This window comes from Azospirillum sp. B21, assembly GCF_008364825.1.
In the GTDB taxonomy this organism is placed as follows: Bacteria; Pseudomonadota; Alphaproteobacteria; order Azospirillales; family Azospirillaceae; genus Azospirillum.
This window is the reverse complement of the sequence record NZ_VTTO01000030.1, coordinates 1-20258: the sequence shown is the minus strand read 5'-3', so window position 1 is coordinate 20258 and position 20258 is coordinate 1. Positions and strand designations below refer to the sequence as shown.

General features: G+C 67.9%; 33 protein-coding genes. 30 read left to right on the top strand and 3 right to left on the bottom strand.

Annotation, left to right across the window (positions count from 1 at the left end; genetic code table 11):
• Nucleotides 1-422: 422 nt before the first annotated feature.
• Nucleotides 423-773 (bottom strand): helix-turn-helix transcriptional regulator, encoded by a 351-nt coding sequence (locus FZ983_RS32245; RefSeq protein ID WP_188092599.1) that lies wholly within the window; start codon nucleotides 771-773, stop codon nucleotides 423-425.
• A gap of 36 nt (nucleotides 774-809) precedes the next feature.
• Here FZ983_RS32245 and FZ983_RS32240 point away from each other — a divergent pair, with 36 nt between their 5' ends.
• Together FZ983_RS32240 and FZ983_RS32235 are read left to right on the top strand one after the other, a co-directional pair.
• A complete protein-coding gene (locus FZ983_RS32240; RefSeq protein ID WP_149228867.1) occupies nucleotides 810-1142 on the top strand; it encodes a helix-turn-helix domain-containing protein in 333 nt (110 codons plus the stop codon).
• The gene (locus tag FZ983_RS32235; protein WP_149228866.1) at nucleotides 1139-1378 is read left to right on the top strand and encodes a hypothetical protein; all 240 of its coding nucleotides are present in this window, start codon (nucleotides 1139-1141) and stop codon (nucleotides 1376-1378) included. The genes FZ983_RS32240 and FZ983_RS32235 overlap by 4 nt, the downstream gene beginning before the upstream one ends.
• 153 nt (nucleotides 1379-1531) lie before the next feature.
• Here the strand turns inward: FZ983_RS32235 and FZ983_RS32230 are convergent, their stop codons facing one another.
• Nucleotides 1532-1717, bottom strand: a complete 186-nt coding sequence (locus FZ983_RS32230) for a hypothetical protein (RefSeq protein WP_149228865.1) — start codon at nucleotides 1715-1717, stop codon at nucleotides 1532-1534.
• A 141-nt stretch (nucleotides 1718-1858) separates the two neighbouring features.
• Between FZ983_RS32230 and FZ983_RS32225 the strand changes: the two genes are divergently transcribed.
• From FZ983_RS32225 to FZ983_RS32185, 9 genes are all read left to right on the top strand, one after another.
• Nucleotides 1859-2230 (top strand): helix-turn-helix domain-containing protein, encoded by a 372-nt coding sequence (locus FZ983_RS32225; RefSeq protein ID WP_149228864.1) that lies wholly within the window; start codon nucleotides 1859-1861, stop codon nucleotides 2228-2230.
• Nucleotides 2230-2505 carry a hypothetical protein gene (locus FZ983_RS32220; protein WP_149228863.1) on the top strand — a complete coding sequence of 92 codons (276 nt, stop codon included), beginning with the start codon at nucleotides 2230-2232 and terminating at the stop codon, nucleotides 2503-2505. Before FZ983_RS32225 ends, FZ983_RS32220 begins: the two co-directional genes overlap by 1 nt.
• Nucleotides 2502-2726 carry a helix-turn-helix transcriptional regulator gene (locus tag FZ983_RS32215; protein ID WP_149228862.1) on the top strand — a complete coding sequence of 75 codons (225 nt, stop codon included), beginning with the start codon at nucleotides 2502-2504 and terminating at the stop codon, nucleotides 2724-2726. Before FZ983_RS32220 ends, FZ983_RS32215 begins: the two co-directional genes overlap by 4 nt.
• Nucleotides 2723-3085: a hypothetical protein gene (locus FZ983_RS32210; RefSeq protein ID WP_149228861.1), complete on the top strand. Its 363-nt coding sequence runs from the start codon at nucleotides 2723-2725 to the stop codon at nucleotides 3083-3085. Before FZ983_RS32215 ends, FZ983_RS32210 begins: the two co-directional genes overlap by 4 nt.
• Nucleotides 3082-3321, top strand: a complete 240-nt coding sequence (locus FZ983_RS32205) for a hypothetical protein (protein WP_149228860.1) — start codon at nucleotides 3082-3084, stop codon at nucleotides 3319-3321. Before FZ983_RS32210 ends, FZ983_RS32205 begins: the two co-directional genes overlap by 4 nt.
• A gap of 5 nt (nucleotides 3322-3326) precedes the next feature.
• A complete protein-coding gene (locus FZ983_RS32200; RefSeq protein ID WP_149228859.1) occupies nucleotides 3327-3515 on the top strand; it encodes a hypothetical protein in 189 nt (62 codons plus the stop codon).
• Nucleotides 3512-3760 (top strand): hypothetical protein, encoded by a 249-nt coding sequence (locus FZ983_RS32195; RefSeq protein ID WP_149228858.1) that lies wholly within the window; start codon nucleotides 3512-3514, stop codon nucleotides 3758-3760. The genes FZ983_RS32200 and FZ983_RS32195 overlap by 4 nt, the downstream gene beginning before the upstream one ends.
• Nucleotides 3757-5184 (top strand): DnaB-like helicase C-terminal domain-containing protein, encoded by a 1428-nt coding sequence (locus FZ983_RS32190; protein ID WP_149228857.1) that lies wholly within the window; start codon nucleotides 3757-3759, stop codon nucleotides 5182-5184. Before FZ983_RS32195 ends, FZ983_RS32190 begins: the two co-directional genes overlap by 4 nt.
• Nucleotides 5185-5247: 63 nt before the next feature.
• Entirely contained in the window at nucleotides 5248-6252 is a 1005-nt protein-coding gene (locus tag FZ983_RS32185) for a hypothetical protein (RefSeq protein ID WP_149228856.1), read from the top strand.
• Nucleotides 6253-6257: 5 nt separating this feature from the next.
• Here the strand turns inward: FZ983_RS32185 and FZ983_RS34425 are convergent, their stop codons facing one another.
• The gene (locus tag FZ983_RS34425) at nucleotides 6258-6425 is read right to left on the bottom strand and encodes a hypothetical protein (RefSeq protein WP_188092598.1); all 168 of its coding nucleotides are present in this window, start codon (nucleotides 6423-6425) and stop codon (nucleotides 6258-6260) included.
• Between the two features lie 156 nt (nucleotides 6426-6581).
• Between FZ983_RS34425 and FZ983_RS32180 the strand changes: the two genes are divergently transcribed.
• From FZ983_RS32180 to FZ983_RS32090, 19 genes are all read left to right on the top strand, one after another.
• Nucleotides 6582-7406 carry a recombinase family protein gene (locus tag FZ983_RS32180; RefSeq protein WP_149228855.1) on the top strand — a complete coding sequence of 275 codons (825 nt, stop codon included), beginning with the start codon at nucleotides 6582-6584 and terminating at the stop codon, nucleotides 7404-7406.
• Entirely contained in the window at nucleotides 7403-7591 is a 189-nt protein-coding gene (locus tag FZ983_RS32175) for a hypothetical protein (protein ID WP_149228854.1), read from the top strand. Before FZ983_RS32180 ends, FZ983_RS32175 begins: the two co-directional genes overlap by 4 nt.
• Nucleotides 7588-8292, top strand: a complete 705-nt coding sequence (locus FZ983_RS32170) for a hypothetical protein (protein ID WP_149228853.1) — start codon at nucleotides 7588-7590, stop codon at nucleotides 8290-8292. Before FZ983_RS32175 ends, FZ983_RS32170 begins: the two co-directional genes overlap by 4 nt.
• A 166-nt stretch (nucleotides 8293-8458) precedes the next feature.
• Nucleotides 8459-8782, top strand: coding sequence for a hypothetical protein (locus FZ983_RS32165; protein ID WP_149228852.1), 324 nt, complete (start codon nucleotides 8459-8461; stop codon nucleotides 8780-8782).
• Between the two features lie 92 nt (nucleotides 8783-8874).
• The gene (locus FZ983_RS32160) at nucleotides 8875-9069 is read left to right on the top strand and encodes a hypothetical protein (RefSeq protein WP_149228851.1); all 195 of its coding nucleotides are present in this window, start codon (nucleotides 8875-8877) and stop codon (nucleotides 9067-9069) included.
• 3 nt (nucleotides 9070-9072) lie between these two features.
• Nucleotides 9073-9720 (top strand): DUF6441 family protein, encoded by a 648-nt coding sequence (locus FZ983_RS32155; protein ID WP_149228850.1) that lies wholly within the window; start codon nucleotides 9073-9075, stop codon nucleotides 9718-9720.
• Nucleotides 9721-9986: 266 nt separating this feature from the next.
• Nucleotides 9987-10484 carry a hypothetical protein gene (locus tag FZ983_RS32150; protein ID WP_149228849.1) on the top strand — a complete coding sequence of 166 codons (498 nt, stop codon included), beginning with the start codon at nucleotides 9987-9989 and terminating at the stop codon, nucleotides 10482-10484.
• The gene (locus FZ983_RS32145; protein WP_149228848.1) at nucleotides 10471-12420 is read left to right on the top strand and encodes a terminase gpA endonuclease subunit; all 1950 of its coding nucleotides are present in this window, start codon (nucleotides 10471-10473) and stop codon (nucleotides 12418-12420) included. The genes FZ983_RS32150 and FZ983_RS32145 overlap by 14 nt, the downstream gene beginning before the upstream one ends.
• 3 nt (nucleotides 12421-12423) lie before the next feature.
• Nucleotides 12424-12639 (top strand): hypothetical protein, encoded by a 216-nt coding sequence (locus FZ983_RS32140; RefSeq protein ID WP_149228847.1) that lies wholly within the window; start codon nucleotides 12424-12426, stop codon nucleotides 12637-12639.
• Between the two features lie 4 nt (nucleotides 12640-12643).
• The gene (locus FZ983_RS32135) at nucleotides 12644-14122 is read left to right on the top strand and encodes a phage portal protein (RefSeq protein ID WP_149228845.1); all 1479 of its coding nucleotides are present in this window, start codon (nucleotides 12644-12646) and stop codon (nucleotides 14120-14122) included.
• Nucleotides 14115-16019, top strand: a complete 1905-nt coding sequence (locus FZ983_RS32130) for a prohead protease/major capsid protein fusion protein (RefSeq protein ID WP_149228843.1) — start codon at nucleotides 14115-14117, stop codon at nucleotides 16017-16019. Before FZ983_RS32135 ends, FZ983_RS32130 begins: the two co-directional genes overlap by 8 nt.
• A 69-nt stretch (nucleotides 16020-16088) precedes the next feature.
• Nucleotides 16089-16418, top strand: coding sequence for a capsid cement protein (locus FZ983_RS32125; RefSeq protein WP_149228841.1), 330 nt, complete (start codon nucleotides 16089-16091; stop codon nucleotides 16416-16418).
• Between the two features lie 2 nt (nucleotides 16419-16420).
• Entirely contained in the window at nucleotides 16421-16729 is a 309-nt protein-coding gene (locus FZ983_RS32120; protein ID WP_149228839.1) for a hypothetical protein, read from the top strand.
• On the top strand, nucleotides 16729-17202 hold the full coding sequence (locus FZ983_RS32115; protein WP_149228836.1) for a hypothetical protein: 474 nt from the start codon (nucleotides 16729-16731) through the stop codon (nucleotides 17200-17202). Before FZ983_RS32120 ends, FZ983_RS32115 begins: the two co-directional genes overlap by 1 nt.
• 25 nt (nucleotides 17203-17227) lie before the next feature.
• Nucleotides 17228-17422: a hypothetical protein gene (locus tag FZ983_RS32110; protein WP_149228834.1), complete on the top strand. Its 195-nt coding sequence runs from the start codon at nucleotides 17228-17230 to the stop codon at nucleotides 17420-17422.
• Between the two features lie 12 nt (nucleotides 17423-17434).
• Nucleotides 17435-18589 (top strand): hypothetical protein, encoded by a 1155-nt coding sequence (locus tag FZ983_RS32105; protein ID WP_149228832.1) that lies wholly within the window; start codon nucleotides 17435-17437, stop codon nucleotides 18587-18589.
• Between the two features lie 128 nt (nucleotides 18590-18717).
• Nucleotides 18718-19491: a hypothetical protein gene (locus FZ983_RS32100; protein ID WP_149228830.1), complete on the top strand. Its 774-nt coding sequence runs from the start codon at nucleotides 18718-18720 to the stop codon at nucleotides 19489-19491.
• A 17-nt stretch (nucleotides 19492-19508) separates the two neighbouring features.
• The gene (locus FZ983_RS32095) at nucleotides 19509-19694 is read left to right on the top strand and encodes a hypothetical protein (protein WP_149228828.1); all 186 of its coding nucleotides are present in this window, start codon (nucleotides 19509-19511) and stop codon (nucleotides 19692-19694) included.
• Nucleotides 19695-19698: 4 nt separating this feature from the next.
• The coding region (locus FZ983_RS32090; RefSeq protein WP_149228826.1) for a hypothetical protein at nucleotides 19699-20258 on the top strand (560 nt) is incomplete at its 3' end.

The window sequence follows — 20258 nt, the reverse complement described above, 5'->3', positions numbered from 1 at the left end:
AGGCGGCCAGCTTGGGGGTATGCACTCCACCCTCACCGGCCGCCTCAGAGCTTCACCTCGCAGGGTCGTGTCGTGCGCGTCTGCGCATGACGCAACACGCCACTTGCCGCCGCACCTCCGGGGCGCGGTCGGTTTAGCATGAGGTGAGCCCAGTGCGCGACAAGACTCATATCCGGGTATTCCCTGACAGGCGATCTGTGCGTGGCGCATTCTTGCGCCGCGACGCATACGCTTGACTTTTCAGAAAAGCGTAACCTGCGCGGTTAGGACGCAACTCTTCGGGTTGCGGACGAGTTTCCTATTTGTTCTAATCTTGGTGCTTGTGATGACAATGGAGCGGATGGTGGGTGACGACGGGGCAGGGGATTTGATGGCAGACTTCGACAGCCTGCCCGCTCAGGATCAAGCCGAACTGCGCCAGCTTATTCGGAAGCGCGCGAACGCCTTGCGCGCACGGCGGCGGCCCGGCGGCGGATCATCGCCTCATAGTTCGCCCGCTCGTCCGGATCATGCTCGCCGATGATCTCCAGGTCATCCAGCAGCGACGGCTCTGGCTGGGGCTCATCAGCCTCAGCCGCAGCGCCGTTTTCGAACTCATCGACCGTCACCCCGGCAAGCTGCGCCAGGGCGACAAGGTTCTCGTGGGTGTAGTTCCCGCCATTCTCCCAGCGGGAGATGGTCGCCTGATCGACGCCCAATAGCTCCCCGAAGGCCCTCTGGTTGAGGCCCTTCTGCCGGCGCAGCACTTTGATCTTTTGGGCGATGTCTGCCATGCGCCCATGCATAGCCCCGCGCATGCATGATGGCAAATGCACGCGCGCATTTTCTTGTTGCGGCGTGATGCATATGTGCATATCATCGTGCATATGAACCCCATGCATCATATCCGGACGTCCGTCCTCAAGATCTCGCAGAAAGCTATGGCTGAGATCACCGGGCGCGACCAAGCGACCGTCAGCCGGTGGGAGCGCGGCGAGCTGGAGCCGTCGCGCGACGACATGGAGCGGGTCAGGAATTTTGCGCGCTCCCTGAAGCGGCGCTGGGACGACAAGCTGTTCTTCGAGGCCCCGCCCGAAGTCGATGGCATTGCGCCCCCCCGTCGCCGCCCCCGCCGCGCCCCCGCCGAGGCGAGGGCGTCGTGAAGCCCTGCCGCTGCCCGTGCGGTCTGGCCGTGGAGCTGCGCGCGGTTGCTGCGCCCGGCACCTACTGGTCCGCCTGCGACAACTGCCTGGACGCCTGCTCTGCGGCGCTCCGGGACAGCCTGCGCCAGTCGGTCGCCAGCAGCCGGAGCATCGGCGCTGCGGCTCGGATGTTCGCCGAGGTCAACCAGACCACGGCGGCCCTTTCCCCCGTCCGCCGCTTCAGGGCGGACAGCTAACCCCCACCCACGAAAAAGCCGGCCCCGCTTCCCAACGTTGGCCGGCTTCTCGTCACAGAGGATCAAGATATGCGCTTCAGGCACGATAAATACCCCATCAGTTGCGCCCGCGTCCACGACGCAATCGGCGCAGACGCCCTCCACCTTCGCGCATCAACTGGGCTGACCCATCAGGGCACACAGCGGGCGGCGCGCGAATTCGGTCTGTTCGATCTGGGCAGCGACCCGGCGGCAGTAGGCGGCGCGGTCAGGCTGTCCAGCATCGTCCCATTCCGCAGCCTCTCGGCGCATCCAGTCGGCGCGCTCCAACCCGCCGGCGGGGCATCGATCGGTGGTCATCGGTCAGCCTCCGAAGGTTTCGCGGACAACGCGGATCAGGCCCTCGGCCTCCGGTTCCTTGCCGGTCATCTGGCCCAGGAGTTCCAGGGTCGCGGTGACGGTCGCCACCAGCACCAGAATATCCGGACGGGGGGCTGACCGATGCTGTTCAGAAGTGTTTCTCATGGCGAGCACTCTGCGCCGACAGCCTCGCCCGAGGTAACCCGTCGTCGGATCGGGAAAGCCGCAATTCTGCGCGGTATTTCCGGCCTGAAGATCGTCCTGTGCAACATCACGCGCGCCGTCCGCCGGCGCCTGCCGCCGGTGAAGCCGTCCCGCTCGCTGGCTGAAATCCTCCGGCTGTCGCAGAGGCAGGCGCAGGACAAGCTGAACGGCAACGCCCGTTGGACCCTGACCGATCTGGTCGCTCTGGCCTGTCACTTCGGCGAGGGGTTCTGGAAGGCCGCGTTCCATGGAGCCGACCGCGCGGAAAGCCCGCGTCGGCGTCGCTTCTCCTGGCGGAGGGCTGCGTGATGGCTGGAACCGACCTGCAGGGCTTCCCGATCCGCACCATCAACACCCGTGCCCGGCAAGGTGCGCTCGATCTGGCCGGCATGGTGGAGGCCGCCATCGCCAAGGGCGCCGCCGTCTGTCGCGTCACCCCTGAAATGATCGTCGAGTACGAGCGCCGCGCCATGGGCATCGCCACCGAGGCGGCCAAGGCCCGCACCAACCGGGGCGGCAACAGCGCGGCGAAGCGCGCCACCCGTACCCGGGCAAATGCCTGGAAGAACGGGGTGCGGTCATGAGCGCGGGCACGGACCTTATGCGTGTCACGAATATTTTGTGCCGCGAGCGCGCCCGCCAGGGCCGGACACAGAACGAAGTCGCTCGGTCGATGGGCCGGACGCAGACGACCCTCTCCCGCTACGAGAACGGCTCGATGCTCCCCGACGTGGAGGCCCTGTTTCAGTGGGCCGCCGCGCTCGGCGGGCGGGTCGTCGTGGAATTCCCGAAGGAGGACGCATGAGCACGACCATGATGCTGACCCGCTACGGGACGCGGGCTTTCGACCTTCCCTTGAGCGCCATCATTCGGACGGCGGAAACCGACCTGCGCCGGCACGCCTACAAGCAGGCCGTGACGGACGTCGAGCGGCCGATGTCGGAGCGGAGCGAGGCCGACGCTCGGCTGGAGACGCTGGGGGGGGTATACGCCTTCGCCCCCAAGCATGTCCGCCGGGCGCGGACGGCGTCCGAGCTCTTGCTAATCGCCGCTCAGGACGCCGAAGCTGCCGCCAAGTCGAAGAGCCCCAACCGCGTCATGCTCTACGGGTCGCCGGAGCGGCTCGTGGACGCGGCCGAAGCGGCAATGGGTGACGGGCGATGAACCCCGACGCTCGCGCCATCCTGTCTGCGTTGCCCGCCGCCGGTCATGACCCGGCGGATGTGGCATCGGTCGCCGCCAAGGCTGGCCGTCCGAACTGGATCGCCAGCAACGCCATCGCCTGCCTGCTGATCGTTGAGCCGGGATCCGTGGAAGCGGTCATCCCGGCCGGACGGAAGAAGATGGGTCCGCTGTATCGCCGCGGCCCGCGCGCCGATGGCCTGTTGGCCGCGGAGTAACGCCAATGAAGACGGTTCCTCGCGCCCCATCGACCCGCCGCTGGATCGGCCCGAAGTCCGTCCAACAGCTGATAAACGGCGTCTCAATGGATTTGGACGCCCTGCCGCCGCATCCGACGGCCGAGCAGGTGCAGGCCAGCATCGACCGCCTGACCGCCATCCGCGACCGCATCGTTCGGGAGGACCGGCCATGAGCCTCCTTCCGCTCTCCGACGAATTCAAGGCGCTCGGCTTCGCCATGGGCGAGGCCGGGGCCCGGTTCGACCGCGAACCCACCCACATCAACCGCGCCAGCTACCTCCACGCCATCCGCCGCGTGGTCGAGCATCAATTCCGCGGCCAGCCCCGCGCGATCCGGCTGCTGATGGACATCCATCAGCGCCAGACCGAACTCGCGTCCGCTCCGCAGGATGGCGCCAGCCAGGAGGCTGCAGAGTGAACCCCGCCGACATCACCATGCCGCGCAACGAGAAGGCCGAGCAGGCGCTTCTCGGTGAATTGCTGGCCAACAACGAGCGCGTCCAGCTTGTGGCGGACATCGTTCGGCCCGAGCACTTCTACGACCAGTTCCACGGCCGCATCTATGATGCCATCGTGGCGCTGGTGAGCCGGGGTGCGGAGGCGAACCCGACGACGCTGCACGGCTACCTGCGCAACGATCCGGACGCGGCCGGCACGCCGGGCGGCGTCGATGCCTACATCGCCAGCCTCTACGAGAGCATGGCCGGCGGCGACGTGAAGGGCTACGCCAAGGCGCTGCTCGATCTCTACCAGCGCCGCCGCTGCATCGAGCTTGGCCTCCAGCTGGTCGCCGACGCGCAGGACATGTCGGTGAGCCGGACGAGTGCCGATGTCATCGACGGCCATGAGTCCGCGCTGCTCCGCCTGGACGACGAAGCGCCGCGGGCGCAGGCGCTGGTCTCGATCCGCGACGCCGTCACCCAGGCCATCGACGCGGCGGAGACGGCATACCGGGCCGGTACGGCGCTGACTGGCGTCACCACCGGCCTGATGGATCTCGACAGCCGCCTTGGCGGCCTCCAGCCGGGCGAGCTGATCATCCTTGGCGCCCGCCCCTCGATGGGCAAGTCGGACCTCGCCTTCAACATCGCGGTCAACGCCGCGAACGCCAAGGCGCGGGGCGAGATGGGCGGCGCGCCGACGCTGATGTTCTCGCAGGAGATGGTCGCGCGCCAGCTGGGCGCCCGCTTCCTCGCCCGCGCCACCGGCATTCCTGCCGACGAGCAGCGCCGCGGCCAGATCGACGAGCGCGCCTTCTCCCGGTTCGCCTCGTCGGTTCCGGAACTCCCGCTGTGGATCGACAGCACGGCCCGCGTCACGCCCGCCCACATCCTGCGCCGCGCCCGCCGCCTCCAGCAGCGCCATGGGCTCGGCCTGATCGTGGTCGACCACCTCAACATCATGGGCGCCCCGGACGGCTTCCGCAGCCAGGGCGAGACCGCCGTCATCACCGAGATCACCCGCGAGATGAAGGGTGTAGCCACCACGCTTGACGTGCCCGTTCTACTGCTCTGCCAGCTTTCCCGGCAGGTCGAGCAGCGCGAGGACAAGCGGCCGACGCTCTCCGACCTTCGCCAGTCCGGCTCCATCGAACAGGACGCCGATACGGTCATGTTCCTCTATCGGGACGAGTATTACCTGAGCCGCACCGAGCCGATGCGCCGGCCCGATGAGGACGACACGAAATACAACTCCCGGTACGAGCGGTGGCAACAGTCCATCGCCGCCTGCCGGAACATCGCCGATGTCATCGTCGCCAAGCAGCGCATGGGGCCTGTTGGCACGACCTCCCTGCAATACGATGGCGCGTCCAGCGCCTTCGCCGATCTTCACCGAAACTGAGGGGGCCTGACCATGGCTCGCATCCGGTCCATCCATCCTGGAATTTTCACGGACGAGGCGTACATGGGCCTCTCCTTTGCGGCGCGCGAACTCATCAAGGGGTTGTGGTGCGAAGCCGATGACCGCGGCGTCTTCGAGTGGAAGCCCGGCACAATCAAGGCGCGCATCATGCCGGCCGATGCCGTCAACGTCTCCGACCTGCTGGCGGAGTTGGAGAAGGCGCGGTTCATCGCCCCCTTCACCGTCGGCGAGCGCCAGTTCGGGGCGATCCGGAACTTTTGCAAATACCAGAAGCCGAAGAAGCCCACCTATCCGCAACCGCTTCCGAAATCGCTCTACGGGTGGGTGGCTTTCTCCCCCACCGACACCGGTTCAGTGGATGACGTGGATGGGAGCGGTGGGGAAGCAGTGGGGAACTCAGGGGGAAGCGCTGGGGGAGCGGTTCCCCTAGGAGTAGGAGTAGGAGTAGGAGAGAAGAAGGAACCTATACCGCCACCTGCTGAAACGTCGCGTCCGGCCGGCGAGCCCAAGCCGGCGGATCGGCCGATGGCGGCGGCGGTCGCTCGGCATTTCCTCGAACAGCGGGAAAAGCACTGGCCGAACACCAGCCGCCTGCCTGCCCCCCTGACCACGATCACGACGCAGGCCCAGCAGCACATCGATGCCGGCGGCACCGTCGATCTGCTGAACGAGGTCATCGACCGCGGGTTCGCGACCTGGGCCAAGCCGACGCCGCCGCAGAGCCTGTTGGCGTTCGGTGACAGTCTGACCGACCGCGTTGCCGAGTTCGTGTGCGCCGGAAAGCAGCCCGCGCCGCGCGCCGCATCGCCGCAGCACCGCCGCGACACCGGCCCGGCCGAGCACATCGTCGTGGACATGCAATCCACCCTGCGCCAGCGGCTGAAGACCTTCCGCGACAAGGGCGAATGGTTCTGGCCCGGCGAGCCGCGCCCGGACAACCCGCGCTGCCCCATCGACCGCAAGCTGATGCGGGAGGTGATGGGGGACGAGTTCATGGCCCGCTGGCATCCGCAGGTGGCGTCAGTCGGTCACGGAGGGACCGCATGACCGGCTCAGCCTTCGCCCTTTCGGCCGCTCGCTCGCAGCGCGTTCGCAATGGCGAGGCGCAGCCAGTTCGTGACGTTCATGCCGTCCTTTTCGCTGGCGGCGGCAATCTTCGCCTTGGTTCCAGCACGAAGGCGAATGTCGATGCGTTCCGGGAAGTCGCTATCCTGAGGCATTTCAACGGCTCCAAGGGTGTTTCTCTGGCCTCTGTATTGTACGGCTTCTGTACGGCATCTGTACGGGTTTATAAATTCTGCCGAGAATTTATAAATTCCGGCGCTGCTATCCTTTCGAGCGTGGCACCCGCCATCAGCCGGCGCGCGGCCAAGAAAATGGCCCGGTCCAGCGCCAAGACGGAGGCCCGGAAGGAGGCGGCGCAACGCGCCATCGGCTACGTCCGGGTGTCGACCGAGGAGCAGGCCGAGAGCGGGTTCGGCATCGACGTGCAGGAACGGGCGATCCGGGCATTCGCCGAGAGCCAGGGCTACGAGCTGGTCGATGTCATCGCCGACCGCGGCGTGTCCGGAGCCAGCCGGCCGATGGAGCGGGCGGGGTTCGGCCGCGTCGTCGCGCTCGCCAAGGAGCGCCGCGCCAGCGTGCTGCTGTGGAAGTTCGACCGGCTGGCCCGCCACATGATCTACGCCGTCACCGCGGTGGATGAACTGCGCTCCGCCGGCATTCAGATCCGATCCGTCACCGAGCCAATCGACACCGCCACCCCGATGGGTGAGATGGTCTTCGGCGTGCTGGCCGGCATGGCGGGGATGGAGCGCAAGGCGATCCTGGAGCGCACCATCGGCGGCCGGAAGGCCAAGGCCAACGAGGGCGGCTTTGCCGGCGGCGCCGCACCGCTGGGCTATCGCCGCGACATGTCGGGCGGGCTGGAGATTGACGACGACGAAGCCGCCACCGTGCGCCGGGCGCGCGAACTGCGCGACACGGGCGCGACGCTGCAAGCCATCGCCGACACGCTGACGGCGGAAGGCCGGCGGACCAAGCGCGGTGGTCGGTGGCACCCCGGCACGGTCTCGTACCTGCTGGACAATCAGAAATACCTGGGCCGGATCGAGTACGCCTTCGAGGCGGACGGCGCGTCGACGCTCGTCAACCGGCCCGGCGACCACGAGCCGATTTTCACCGAAGGAGCCGAAGCGTGAACCGTTACGACCCGCACCGCCGCCACGGCATCCCCCTGTTCTTCAAGCTGTGGTTCGCATTCGTCGCCGCGCTCGCCCTGTCCATCATCGGCGCGGCTGTCTATGCGGCCATCACCATCACGCCGGCCGATGTTGGGCGCACCATCGGATCGGCGGTGCATGCATTCGAGGAGGCCCGCCAATGACCGCAATGCCGGCACCCGCCACCTTCGCCGCCCGTCCGCCGGTGACTGTTACCGCCCGCACCCGCTCCGGCACCGCCTGGGACATGGTCGTCTGGGCAATCCGCTATTGGAACTGCATCGGTGAGGCGGCCGGCTGGAGTGATGCGTCCTGCTCGTGGTCGACCGACGGTGTCGCGGATATGCTCCGGTGGAAGGAGCTTGGCTGCTGGGTCGACGGCGGCCGGCACAAGAGCCTGACCGAGGAGAGCCACCCGGACCTGAGCCCGGTGACCCGTGCGCTGCTGACGCTGCCGGAGGATGATCGCCTCTTGGTCATCGAACACGCCAAGATCGGATGCCCGCCGGGTCGGCCGACGGTCCAGCCGCAGCCGATGCCACACCTCGCCGACAGTGACAGCCGCCGCGGACAGGCCGTCTACCCGCCGACCGGTGACGTGATCGCCTACCGCCTGGAGGTCGCCGAGCGCGTCGCGGTGGTGACGCCGATCCGGGAGTTCCGCGGGCGTGGCCGGCGCGAGGTGGTGGGACACAAGGCCGAGAGCGTGGAGGTGCTGTACTGCCCGCTCGACTATTGGCCGAGCATCGGCATGTGGGACCACGGACACGCCATCGCCGACCGGTTCGAAGCCGCGATGGAGGCGGTAGCGAAACAACTCTCGCGCGCGTCGCTCACGTCGTGGGAGGTGGTGGGGGTTATATGACCCCCGATGGCCATCCCGCGACCGCCGATATTCACGCTCTACCCCCTATGCGTTTACGATTTGTTAGTAATCTCGGGTGTATTGACAGTTTCAGGCGCGAAGCGCGCCCATGAAGAACCCCGCCGGCACCCGCCGCGCGGGGTTTCCGCGTTTTCGGGGATCACTCATGGAAACCCTACCGATCCCCGATGTCGGGGATGCCTTAGCCCGCATCGCCGGCCTATCTCCTGCGGCCCAGATCACAGCGCTGCTGGTGCTGGGCTGTGTAGCCTGCATGTGGATTTGGTCGCGCCGACCGATCCCCGGCCCTGACGCCGCGACCGTGGTGGAGGCGCTGCGCCTGACCGCGCAGTCCCAGGTCGAGACAGCGGCCAGCATGGCGACCATCGCCCAGCAGATCGAGGCTGTGAGCCAGGAGGTCCGGGCTATCGCCGAAGAGGTGCGCGGCCTGACCGGCGTGGTGTTGGCGAGCCAGCGGGTGGAGGCGTGACGTGACCTATGCGGCGCTCGCCGATGCCTGCTGGTGGATCGGCGTCACCATCGCCCTGCTGGGCGTCGTCACGCTGTTCGTGGAGATGGATGATGACGGACACGCCTAAGCCTCTATCCCAGGCCATCGCCGAGACGGCAGACGTCTTCGAGCGGCAAGCCATCGCCGAAGGGTACGCCGACGCCTCCCGCTTCGTCCGTCCGCTGATGGGCGACGTGCCTGATGGGCGCATCGCCGTGGGCGCGATGGATGGCTGGACGGTCGACGTGCCGCAGCCGGTGGGGTGAGCTATGCGCGCCAGCGTCACCATCACCGGCAGCTTCAAGGGGCTGCTGGATGAGTTCACGGAAGACGCAGCCCGCCGCCTCACCGATGTGACCGAGCATGCTGCCGAGACTATGCGCGAGGAGATGCGGGGCGCCATGCGGTCCGCCGGTCTCGGCAACCTCGGCCGGGCGCTCGGCTACAGCGCCTACCCTGGCGGCAACCGGGCCAGCCTTCATCCTGCTGCTGAGGTGTACGTCCGAGGGCGTGCGCCGTCGGCGGCAAAGTGGGAAGGCATCATCGACGCCTTCAACGAGGGCGCGACGATCCGATCGAAGCGGGGGTGGCTCGCCATCCCGACCAAGAACTGCCCGAAGGGATCGCGCGGGCGCTTCCTCACTCCTGACGAGGTGGCGGAGCGGTTTGGCCCGCTGCGCTCCATCGCCGCGGGCAAGTCCGTCCTGCTGTTCGCCGACGTGGTCTCCGGCAAATCAGGAGGCGTGCGGCGCGCCACAAGTGGCCGCACCTCCCAAGGGCGCGAAGCCAAGCTGGTCCTGATGTTCGTCCTGGTGCGCGAGGCCACGATCCGTAAGCGGCTCGACCTCGATGCCGTGGTGAGGGAGTGGCAGGCCCGCTTCCCCGCGATGATCGCCGACGCGGTCAAGGGGGACTGAGCGCGGCCAGTCCGCAGGTCGCCCGCTGATGGGCGCGCCTGCCCGAGGCGCCCGACCTTCGACCGACGGGCGAGACCCGCGCCACCGGGCGCCTGAGGGGCAGGGCGGGGCCTCCCATGAGGATGGGGCAGGGAAAGGGGGGGGGTATGGGCGGGTCCTTCCGGCCGCTCCCCCATAGCGGGTGGGACAAGTCCGATCTCTGTCTAGGTTCGAAAATTCGCCAAGGGGGTTCCGCTTCCCCCTGGGCATGAGGATGGGAGGGGGCGGTGGCAAACCAAGCTGAAGTCGCCGAACACCTCGACATCACGGATCGCACCGTCCGAGACCTGAAGAAGCGTGGGATTTTCAACGCTGACGCGCGCAGCCAGATGGATTTGGACGCCTGCCGGGTGGCCTACATCCGGCACCTGCGTGAGCGGGCGGCGGGCCGGGCATCGGACGACGCTGAAGCGGAAGGCCTGGACCTCGTCGCCGAGAAAGCGCGGCTGGCGAAGGAGCAGGCCGACAACTACGCCATGCGCAACGCTGAGAAGCGGGGCGAACTGGTGCCGATCGCCGATTACACCGCTGCCGTGGTGTCCGTCATCGAGATGGTCAAGGCGAAGCTGAACCGCATCCCCGCGAAGGTGGCCAAGGGCGACAGCCGCCTGAAGGATCGCATCGCCACGGAACTGGAAGATGCGCTGGACGAGCTGAGCACGGCCCGGATCGCCGAGGAAATGGGCGGCGGAGACGAAGACGAGGAAGACGATGGCGCAGAATGACGTCGTCCGCGTCCGCGGTTCTCTGCTGGCTGAGCATGTCGGCCGGTGGCTTCTGGCACTCAAGCCCCGCCGGCGCATGACGCTGTCGGAATGGTCCCTGAAGAATGCCCGGCTGGAGGATGGTACGCGCTACCGCCCGTTCCCCTTCCAGGTCGACATGATGGACGCCTTCACCGAGCCGGGCGTGCGGCAGATCACGGCGAAGAAGTCCAGCCGCATCGGCTATTCGCAGATCGTGAAGAACTACATCGCCTACTGCGCCGACCAGTCGCCCAGCCGTGTGCTGGTCTACCAGCCGACGGTGGACGATGCGGAGGACTTCGCCAAGGACGACGTGTCCAAGCTGATCCTCTGGCCGGCTGTGCGGCGCCTGTTCTCGACCAAGACGCGAAACAGCAGCAACACAATCCGGTCCAAGCGCTTCCCCGGCGGCTGGATCAAGATCAAGGGGGCGAACAGCCCGAAGGAGTTCCGCCGCATCACCGCGGACAAGGTCATCCTGGAGGAGCCGGACGGCTACCCGCCGACGGCAGGCGTCGAAGGCGATCAGGTGGAGCTGGCCTTCAAGCGCTGCCTGACGAGCGACGACCCGCTGAAGGCCGCCGGCTCTACGCCGACGATCAAGGGCTTCTCCAAGATCGACGCCCTGTTTGAGCAGGGGACACAGGAATACCGGTACGTCCCCTGTCCTCACTGCAGCGAGATGCAGATCCTCGTGTTCGGCGACGGCACCGGTGCGGGCATCCGCTACGAGCCGAAGGAGGCGCCGACCAGGGCTTGGTATGTCTGCGTCAACGGCTGCGTCATCGAGGAAGAGCACAAGGCCGAGATGGACGAGCGCGGCGAGTGGCGGGCGCATGCTCCGCAAAACTGGCCGCACCGGTCGTTCCACATCTGGGCCGCCTACTCTCAGTTTGCCGGTGCCGCGTGGGTGGAGATCGCCAAGGAGTTCGTCCGGGCCAAGAAGGATCCGAACAAGCTCCGGGTCTTTGTCAATCAGGTGCTGGCCGAAACCTACGAGGTGAAGGGCGAAGCGCCGGCATGGCGCCAACTCTACGATCGCCGGGAGGACTATCAGGGGGTTCCGGACGGCGGGCTGGTGCTGGCCGCCGGCCTCGACGTGCAGAAGAGCCCCGGCCGCATCGAACTGTTCGTCTGGGCATGGGGGCAGGACCTCCAATGCTGGCTGGTGGATCACATCGTGATCCCCGGCAACCCCTACGACGCGGCGGTGTGGGACGAAGCGTCCCGCGTCATCCAGGGCGCCTGGCGCCACCCGTCAGGGGTGGATATGCGGCTGTCGAAGGTCGGAGCCGACACGGGCTTTGCCACCACCCAGGTGGAGGCATGGGCGAAGAGGCATCCGGGCTTGGTCATCCCCGTGAAAGGCGCGACCACGATCGGGGCGCCGTCCTTTGCTTGGTCCAGCGTGCGCGAAGCCAATGCGAAGGGAGGGCGGCGCAAGCGGGGCCTTCAGCTCGGCATGGTCGGCGGCCACGTCCTGACCTTGGAGCTGTACGGCAAGCTGAGCCTGCAGCCGCCCACCGACGAGGAGGCTGCCGGCGGCGCCGGGTTCCCGGCCGGCTATGTCCACCTCAGCAAGGCGGCCACCGAAGAGGTGTGCAAGCAGCTGGTCGGCGATCAGTGGGTTGAGGCGCGCGGCGAGTGGAAGCAGGTCCACGCCACCGAGGCGCTGGATGGCTGGAAATACGCCCGGGCCTGCATCGTGGCCATGGGGGTTGAGCGCTGGACTGCGGCGCGATGGGCTGACCTCCGGAGGGCGCTTGCTGTGCCGGTGAAGGTGGAGCCGCCGCAGGCAAGGGCGACAGGAGCACCTGCGCCGGCTGCCGAACAGGAGCCGGCCAAGCGGGAAGAGCGGCGGCAACCCGGCGGCGGCTGGCTTGCCGGGCGCGGCGGCGGATGGGGAAGGCGATAGAGCATGGCACTGACGCAGACGCACCTGAACACCCTGGTCAACGCATGGGCCGCCGGCACGACCAGCGTCACCATCGACGGCAAGCGGGTGGACTATCGCTCCATGCGGGACCTGGAGACGGCGATCGCCACCACGGCAACGGCACTTGGCGTGCCGAACCCGCTCCAGCCGGCGCGGGCCACGACCCGGACCAGCGTAACCAAGTTCTCTCGGGGCTGAACCCATGAACATCCTGGACAAGGCTATCGGCTGGCTCTCCCCGGAGGCCGGCGCGAAGCGGGCACGTGCGCGCGTCGCCATGGGGCTGATGACGCGCAGCTATGAAGGCGCCGTCACCGGCCGGCGGACGGATGGCTGGAACACCTCCGGCACCTCCGCAAATGCTGAGATCGGCCCCGCCCTGGCGCGCCTGCGCTCCCGCTCGCGCGATCTGGTGCGCAACAACCCCTATGCAGCCCGTGTGGTGGACATTTGGGCCGCCAACGTGGTCGGGACCGGCATCATGCCGCAAAGCCGGGCCGGCGATGACGCGCTGGACAGGCGCGTTGACGCGCTGTTCCAGCGCTGGTCTGCCCAGTGCGATGCCGAAGGCCAGTTGGACTTTGCCGGCCTGCAGGCCCTCGTCATGCGGACCGTCGTGGAGGGCGGCGAGGTGCTGGCGCGGCACCGCAACCGCCGGCCGGAAGACCGCCTGCCGGTTCCCTATCAGGTGCAGGTCCTGGAGGGCGACTATCTTGACGCCTCGCGCGACAGCGCGTTGACCGGGCGCCGCACCATCCAGGGCGTAGAGTTCGACCCGCTGGACCGGCGGACGGGCTACTGGCTGTTCAACTCCCATCCCGGAGATCCCTACAGCCTCACGGCGCAGGGCCTGTCCAGCAACGTGGTGGACGCCTCGGAGGTGATGCACGTCTATCGCAAGCTGCGGACCGGGCAGGTTCGTGGCGTGCCGTGGTTCGCCCCGGTGCTGCTGAAGGCGCGCGACTTGGACGACTTCCACGAGGCGGCCATCGTCCGGGCCAGGATGGAAGCCTGCATCGGGATGGTCGTGACGCAGGCCGACGACGGCGGGCAGAACCCGATCGGCGTCACCAGCGAGACGGAGGACGGCAGGCGGGTGGAGGGCATGGAGCCGGGCATGGTCCCGTATCTTCGGCCGGGCGAGAGCGTCGAGTTCCTGAACCCGACTGCATCGCCCAGCTTCGACCCCTTCACGCTCCACGCGCTGATGGCCATGGCGGTCGGCACCGGGGTGACCTACGACCAGATGACCGGGGACCTGCGGCAGGCTAACTACTCCAGCCTGCGGGCGGGGAAGGTGGAGTTCCGTCGGCTGGTCGAGCAGGCGCAGTGGCAGATGCTCATCCCGATGTTCTGCGCGCCCGTCTGGCGCCGGTTCATTGAGACCGCGATCCTGTCCGGCAGTCTGCCGGCCGGCGAATACCCGGTCGAGTGGAGCCCGCCGGCTCATGAGCCGATCGACCCGGTCAAGGACATGACCGCCGACATTCTGGCCGTCCGCACGGGCCGCTACACCTGGGACCAGTTCGTTGCCCGGTGGGGCTATGACCCCAAGCAGCAGCTCGCCGACATCGCCCGGATCAACGCCGCGATGGATGACGCAGGCGTCGTTCTGGACACCGACCCCCGCAAGGTGACGAAGGCCGGCGGAGCGCAGCAGGGAGACCCTTCGAATGCCTGATAGCCTGATCCAGGACCTTCCGATGCAGACGCGCGCTGCAGCGGTCCGAACCGTTGATGAGAGCGCGCGCACCGTCGAACTGGTCTGGTCGACCGGTGCCGGAGTGCCGCGCGTCAACTACCGGACGGGCGAGCGCTTCATGGAAGTGCTGTCGCTCGATCCCGAGCACTGCGACCTGACCCGGCTCAACAGCGGCGCGCCGCTGCTGAACGCCCACGGCCAGTATGACCTCAGCCAGGTCATCGGCGTGGTCGAGCGGGCCGCAGTGGACGGCAATCAAGGCACCGCCCTGGTGCGCTTCTCGGAACGCCCCGACGTCGAGCCGTTCTGGAACGACGTTCGAACCGGGATCATCCGAAACGTTTCCGTCGGCTACGCCGTGCGGAAGTTCGAGGTGACGCAGGAGGAAGGCGCCTTGCCGACCTACCGCGCCATCGATTGGCAGCCGATGGAGCTGTCCATGGTGCCGATCGGCGCCGATGCCGGGGCGGGCACCCGCTCCGCCGATCTGTCCACCCCTTGCGAGTTCATCAACCGGGCAAAGCCCGCCACCCAGGAGAGCACCATGCCGGACACCGTCCAGCACGAGCCGGGCACCGAGCTGCCCGTTGACAACACCCGTGCCGTTGGCGCCGATGCCGCCGCGGTGAGCGCCGCCATCGCGGCCGAGCGCGCCCGCATCGCCCATGTCAACGACGTGGCGCAGCGTCACGCCCTGGGCGCCGATTTCATCCGCACCCATGTGGACGGCGGCTCCACCGCCGAGGCCGTCAACACCGCCGCTCTGGCTGCCCTGGCTGCCCGCTCGGAGCAGGCGCCCACCTCCTCCATCCGCGTCGGCATTTCCCATGACGATCCGGCGGCAGTCCGCTCGGCCATGGCGGACGCCATTGTTGCCCGCGCGACCTACTCGACCCCCGAGAACGAGCGCGCCCGCCAGTACATGGACGTCCGCATGCTGGAGATGGCGGCCGACCTGTGCGGCATCCGCTCGCGGAACCCGGACGAAATCCTGCGCCGTGCCATGCACAGCACGTCGGACTTCCCGCTGCTGCTGGAGGCCGCCGCGAACAAGGTGCTGCGTCAGTCCTACCAGCAGGCGGAGCCGACCTATCGGCGCCTCGCCAAGCGGCGCGATTTCAATGACTTCAAGCCGCACAAGTTCCTGCAGGCCGGCGACTTCCCGCCGCTGCTGGAGTATGGCGAGACGGGCGAAATCAAGGACGGCACCATCTCCGAAGGCCGCGAGCAGGTGACGCTGTCCAGCTTCGGCCGCATCGTCAACATCAGCCGCCGCGTGCTGGTGAACGACGACCTGATGGCCTTCGCCGATCTGGTCGGCATGGCGTCGCGCCGCGTGGCCGATTTCGAAAACGCGACCTTCTACGCCATGATGCTGAAGAACAGCGGCGCCGGTCCGACCCTGTCGGACAACAAGGCCGTGTTCCACGCGGGCCACGGCAACCTTGCCGGCGCCGGGACCGCCATCGATGTCGCGGCGATCGGTGCTGGCCGGGCGGCCATGCGCAAGCAGACCAGCATGGACGGCCTGAAGCTGAACATCACCCCGTCCGTGATCCTGTGCGGTCCGGACAAGGAGACCGAGGCGGAGCAGCTGGTCGCCGCGATCCAGCCGCAGCAGGCCGGCAACGTCAATCCGTTCTCCGGGCGCCTCTCCACCGTGGCCGACGCCAATATCACCGGCAACGCTTGGTGGCTGTTCGCCGATCCCGCCGTCGCCGAGGTGTTCATCTACGGCTATCTGGCAGGCAACCCCGGCCCCCGCTTCATGACCGAAGAGGGCTTCCGGACCGACGGCGTGGCGCTGCGCATCACCCTGGACTTCGGCTGCGGCGCGGTCGACTACCGGGGCGGATACCGCAACGCCGGCAACTGAACCACCACCCCACAATGACGGCATGAAGGCGCCTGCTGCGGCGCCTTCGCCGTTTCTGGAGAACCAGCGATGAAGAATTTCATTCAGCCCGGCAAGACGGTGACCGTCGCCGCCCCCTATGACGTGGTCAGCGGCGCCGGCTGCCTGGTTGGCGCCCTGTTCGGCGTCGCCTCCACGACCGTTGCCAGCGGCGCCGATGTCGACCTCTGCACCGAGGGCGTTTACACGCTCGCCAAGAACAGCGCGGAGGCCTGGACCGTCGGCGCGAAGGTCTACTGGGACAATACCAACAAGGTTGTCACCGCCACGGCGACCGGCAACACGCTGATTGGCTGCGCCATGGCGGCGGCAGCCAACCCGTCGGCCACCGGCAACGTCCGCCTGAACGGGACGGTGTAACCGTGAGCGTCTTCGACGCCATGTTCGGCGTCCTGTTCGCTGACCCGAACATGGCGTCGGACGCCGCCTACACCGCCCCCGGCGGGTCTTCCGCCGCCCCCTGTCGCGCCATCTTCCGCCAGCCGGACACGGATTGGCGCGGGGGCGACGCGGAGGTGACCGCCATCAGCCGGATCGCAGAGGTTCAGGTCTCCGAGATCCCGGTGATGAAGGAGGGCGGAAGCCTGACTGTCGGCGGGAAGACCTACACGATCCAGAAGGCCAGCCGGCCGGACGCCGATCGGCTGCTCTGGCGCCTGGAGTTGCGCTGATGCCAACATCCGTTCGCGAGCAGGTGCTGTCCGCCTTCCTGACGATGCTCGGCACCGTCGCGGCGGAGAACGTCCCCGGCACGATCAAGGTCTACCGGGCGCGCCGCAAGCCGCTGTCTGAGGACGATGACGCCGACCAACTGCCGGCCTTGGTGATGCGGTCCGGTCCGGCCGCGTCGGAGCAATCAAGCGCCGCAGTGACCCGCAACATCGAGCGGATCACGGTCACTGCCATGCTGAAGGCCGGCACGGACGAGGCCCTGGACCAAGCCCTTTCCGATATGTGGGCCGCCCTGCAGCGCGCCGTGGAAGCCGACCCGACCCTAGGGGGCGTGGCGGTGGACGTGAACCTTGCCGATGCCGATCAAGGCGCGGCTGACGGGGACGGGATCGGCGGCGTGGGCGACATCTTCGCCGCCTATGACGTCGAATACTGGACCCGGCCCGGCAACCCCTACGCCTTCGCCCCCTGACCTTCCACCCATCCGGAGAGCACTCATGGACATTCCGTCCCATCGGGAGGCGGCGGTGGCGCCGACGCCTGCTCATAGCTTCGAGCTTCGCGACGGCGACCAGCTCGTCAACCTGACCGAGGAAGAGCGTAAGGCCGCCGAAGCCGCCGCTTCTCCGGCGACCATCACCAAGGGCCGTCGGCCCGCCAGCGAGGCGCCGACCGCGCCCGTGGCCGAGTAAGGAGTTCCCGCCATGGCCCTGCGCTCCCGCAATGCCGCCCTGCTGGCGAAGATCGAGACCACCGAAGGCGTCGATGCCTCGCCGGTGGCCGGCACCGATGCTGTGCTGGTCGAGAACCCGCAGATCAGCTTCAACCCGAACACCGTGCAGACCAACGAGGTGACCGGCAGCCTGGACGGCCGCGGTCCGATCACCGGCGGCATGACGGTGCAGCTGACTTTCGACGTCCTGCTGAAGGGCTCGGGCGTCGCCGGTACCGCCCCGGAATGGGGCAAGCTGCTGAAGGCCTGCGGCTGGGCGGAGACCATCACCTCCACCGCCGTGCCCGTTGCGGTCGAGGCCGCCACCGCCGGTACCACCACCAGCCTGACGCTCGGCGCCGGCGCCAGCGGAACCGCCCAGGCCTACCGCGGCATGCCGCTGCTGCTGACCGGCAACCCAGCGGCCGGCGCCACCTCCTTCGTGGCGGACTACAGCGCCGGCAAGGTGGCAACGCTCGCCGACCAGTTCGGCACGGCGCTGTCGACCGGCACCAGCTATCAGGTGCCGGTGAACGTGCTCTACAAGCCGGCCTCGGTCTCCATCCCGTCCCTGACCTTCTACCTCTACCAGGACGGGGTGCTCTACAAGGTGGCGGGCTGCCGCGGCAACGCGACGCTGCGCCTGACCAGCGGCAACGTGGGCAGGATCAGCTTCACCTTCACAGGCATGTTCGTCAGCAAGACGGATGCGGCGGTGCCGGGCGGTCTGGTCTACGACGCCACCCGCCCGCCGGTGTGGAAGGGTGGCAAGGCCCTGGTCAACCGCGTGGTCTCGGCCATGGCGTCGCTGTCGGTCGAGTTCGGCAACCAGATGACGAACCCCGACAACCCGAACGCGGCCGAGGGCTTCGACCCCTCCATCATCACCGCCCGCAACATGACCGGCAGCTGCGACCCGCTGGAGACGCTGATCGCCACCCGCGACAGCATGGCGGCGCTGCGGGCCGGAACCCAGCAGATCATCCACGCCAGCTATGGTCAGGCGGCCGGCAACCGCGTCGGCCTGACCATCCCGGCGGCCTTCTACACCAACCTGCAGCCGGGTGACCGCAACGGGCTGCTGACCAACACGCACCAGTTCGCCTGCACCGGTCAGGACGCTGGCGCCTTTATCTGCATTCACTGACACCCGAGACCCCGGCCGGCACCGGGAAAGCCTGTCGGCTTCGGCCGACGGGGCGCTTTCGTGCGCCCACGCGGGCGGAGATGTCGGCTCCGCCCGCACCTAACCCTCCCCGACAGAGGATGACTTCCATGCTCCCTATCTCCGCCAAGGACGTGGTCCGCTTCACCCCGCGCGTTGAACTGCTGAACTGGCTGCAAGCTCGCCTCGACGAGGCAACCACCGACGAACAGCGCGAGGCGCTGGGGCGTCAGATCGGCAAGGTGCAGGACGAGATCGACGCGGCGCCGCAGCCGGTCTATCTGCTGGCTGTCGCCAGCCACCTGCAGCGCGCCGCCTTCCGCCGCGACCTGACGGCCACTGGCGCCACCTATGCCGGCGACGCCACCCTCTACGCCGCGCTGCGTGAGGACCTGGAGGCGGTCGCCCCGGTGAACCTGACGGAGCTGCTGGCCATCGTTGATGAGGTCGAGGCGGCCGGTCGGCCTGCCGACGCCGCCCCTGAGGTCCGCGACCGTTGGCCCGGCATCACCCGTGTTGCCCGAGCGCTGGGCGGGCGCTTTGCCGCGCTTGAGGGTGATCAGGAGTTCTATCTGTCGGTCGCGCCCATCGTGGCCTGCCGGCACTTCCTGCTCGGCTGGGAGAACGTCGACGCCCCCTTCGCGCGGCGTGGCAATCTCACCACCGACGAGACGCTGGCCGCCCTGGAAGAGGGCGAGATGCAGGCGATCGGCTTCAAGGCGATGAACCTGATGCGCCCGACCAAGGCGCTGGAAAAAAACTCCGCATCGCCGTCGCGGTCAGCCTCCAGCCCGAGGCCTTCCCGGACGGCGCAGAAGCACCTGACGGCTCCGCGTGGCTCCTCTACGGAGAGCGCCACGAGCGAAATCCCCGCCTCGGCCTGACCGACGGGGATCTTGAGATGGTGCGCTACTGGCGCGCCTACCGCCCCCACCCAGGGCGGATCGGCGGCATGGCCGCCGGCATCATCCCCGCCGCCGGCCATCTGCCGGAAGCCGGCGGCTACGGCGATCAGGCCGCCATCATGCTCGACGCCTTCGAGATCATGAGCGCGGCCGAGGCGGAACTCCTCCAACAGGAACGGTGACACCATGGCCGGACGGAACGTGACCGCCCGCTTCAGCGTGGAGGCGGATGTCGCGCAGGCAAAGCGCGACCTGGAGGGCATTACCCAGCAGGTCGACCAGCTTGGCAAGACGAAGGTCGACAATGTCCGGCAGGAACTGGAACAGCTGACCGCAAGCACGGGCAAGCTGGCGGGCGGCTATACAGCGCTGACCCAGGAGCAGCGGCAGGCCTACCAGCAGCGGGAGCAGGATGCCCAATCTGTCGAGCGCCTGCGCCGCAGCTACAAGACGCTGGAAGGGGCTCTGGAGGCGGTCGACGTGCAGGTCCAGCACGGCCACCGGTCGGCCGAGGAGGCTGTCCGCATCCAGGGCATGCTCGCCCAGGCTTATGGCCGCACCAGCGTGGCCTCCCAGCAGTCGGCACAGGCGATAGCCGCAGGTATTGCGGCCACACGCGCCGCCGTTGTGGCGCAGGAGAGCGCAGCCGCCAGCACCAGGCGTCTGAATGGCGTCGTTCAGCAAGCAGGCTGGCAGGTCAGCGACTTCGCCAATCAGATGGCGAACGGCGGCAATGTCGCCACCGC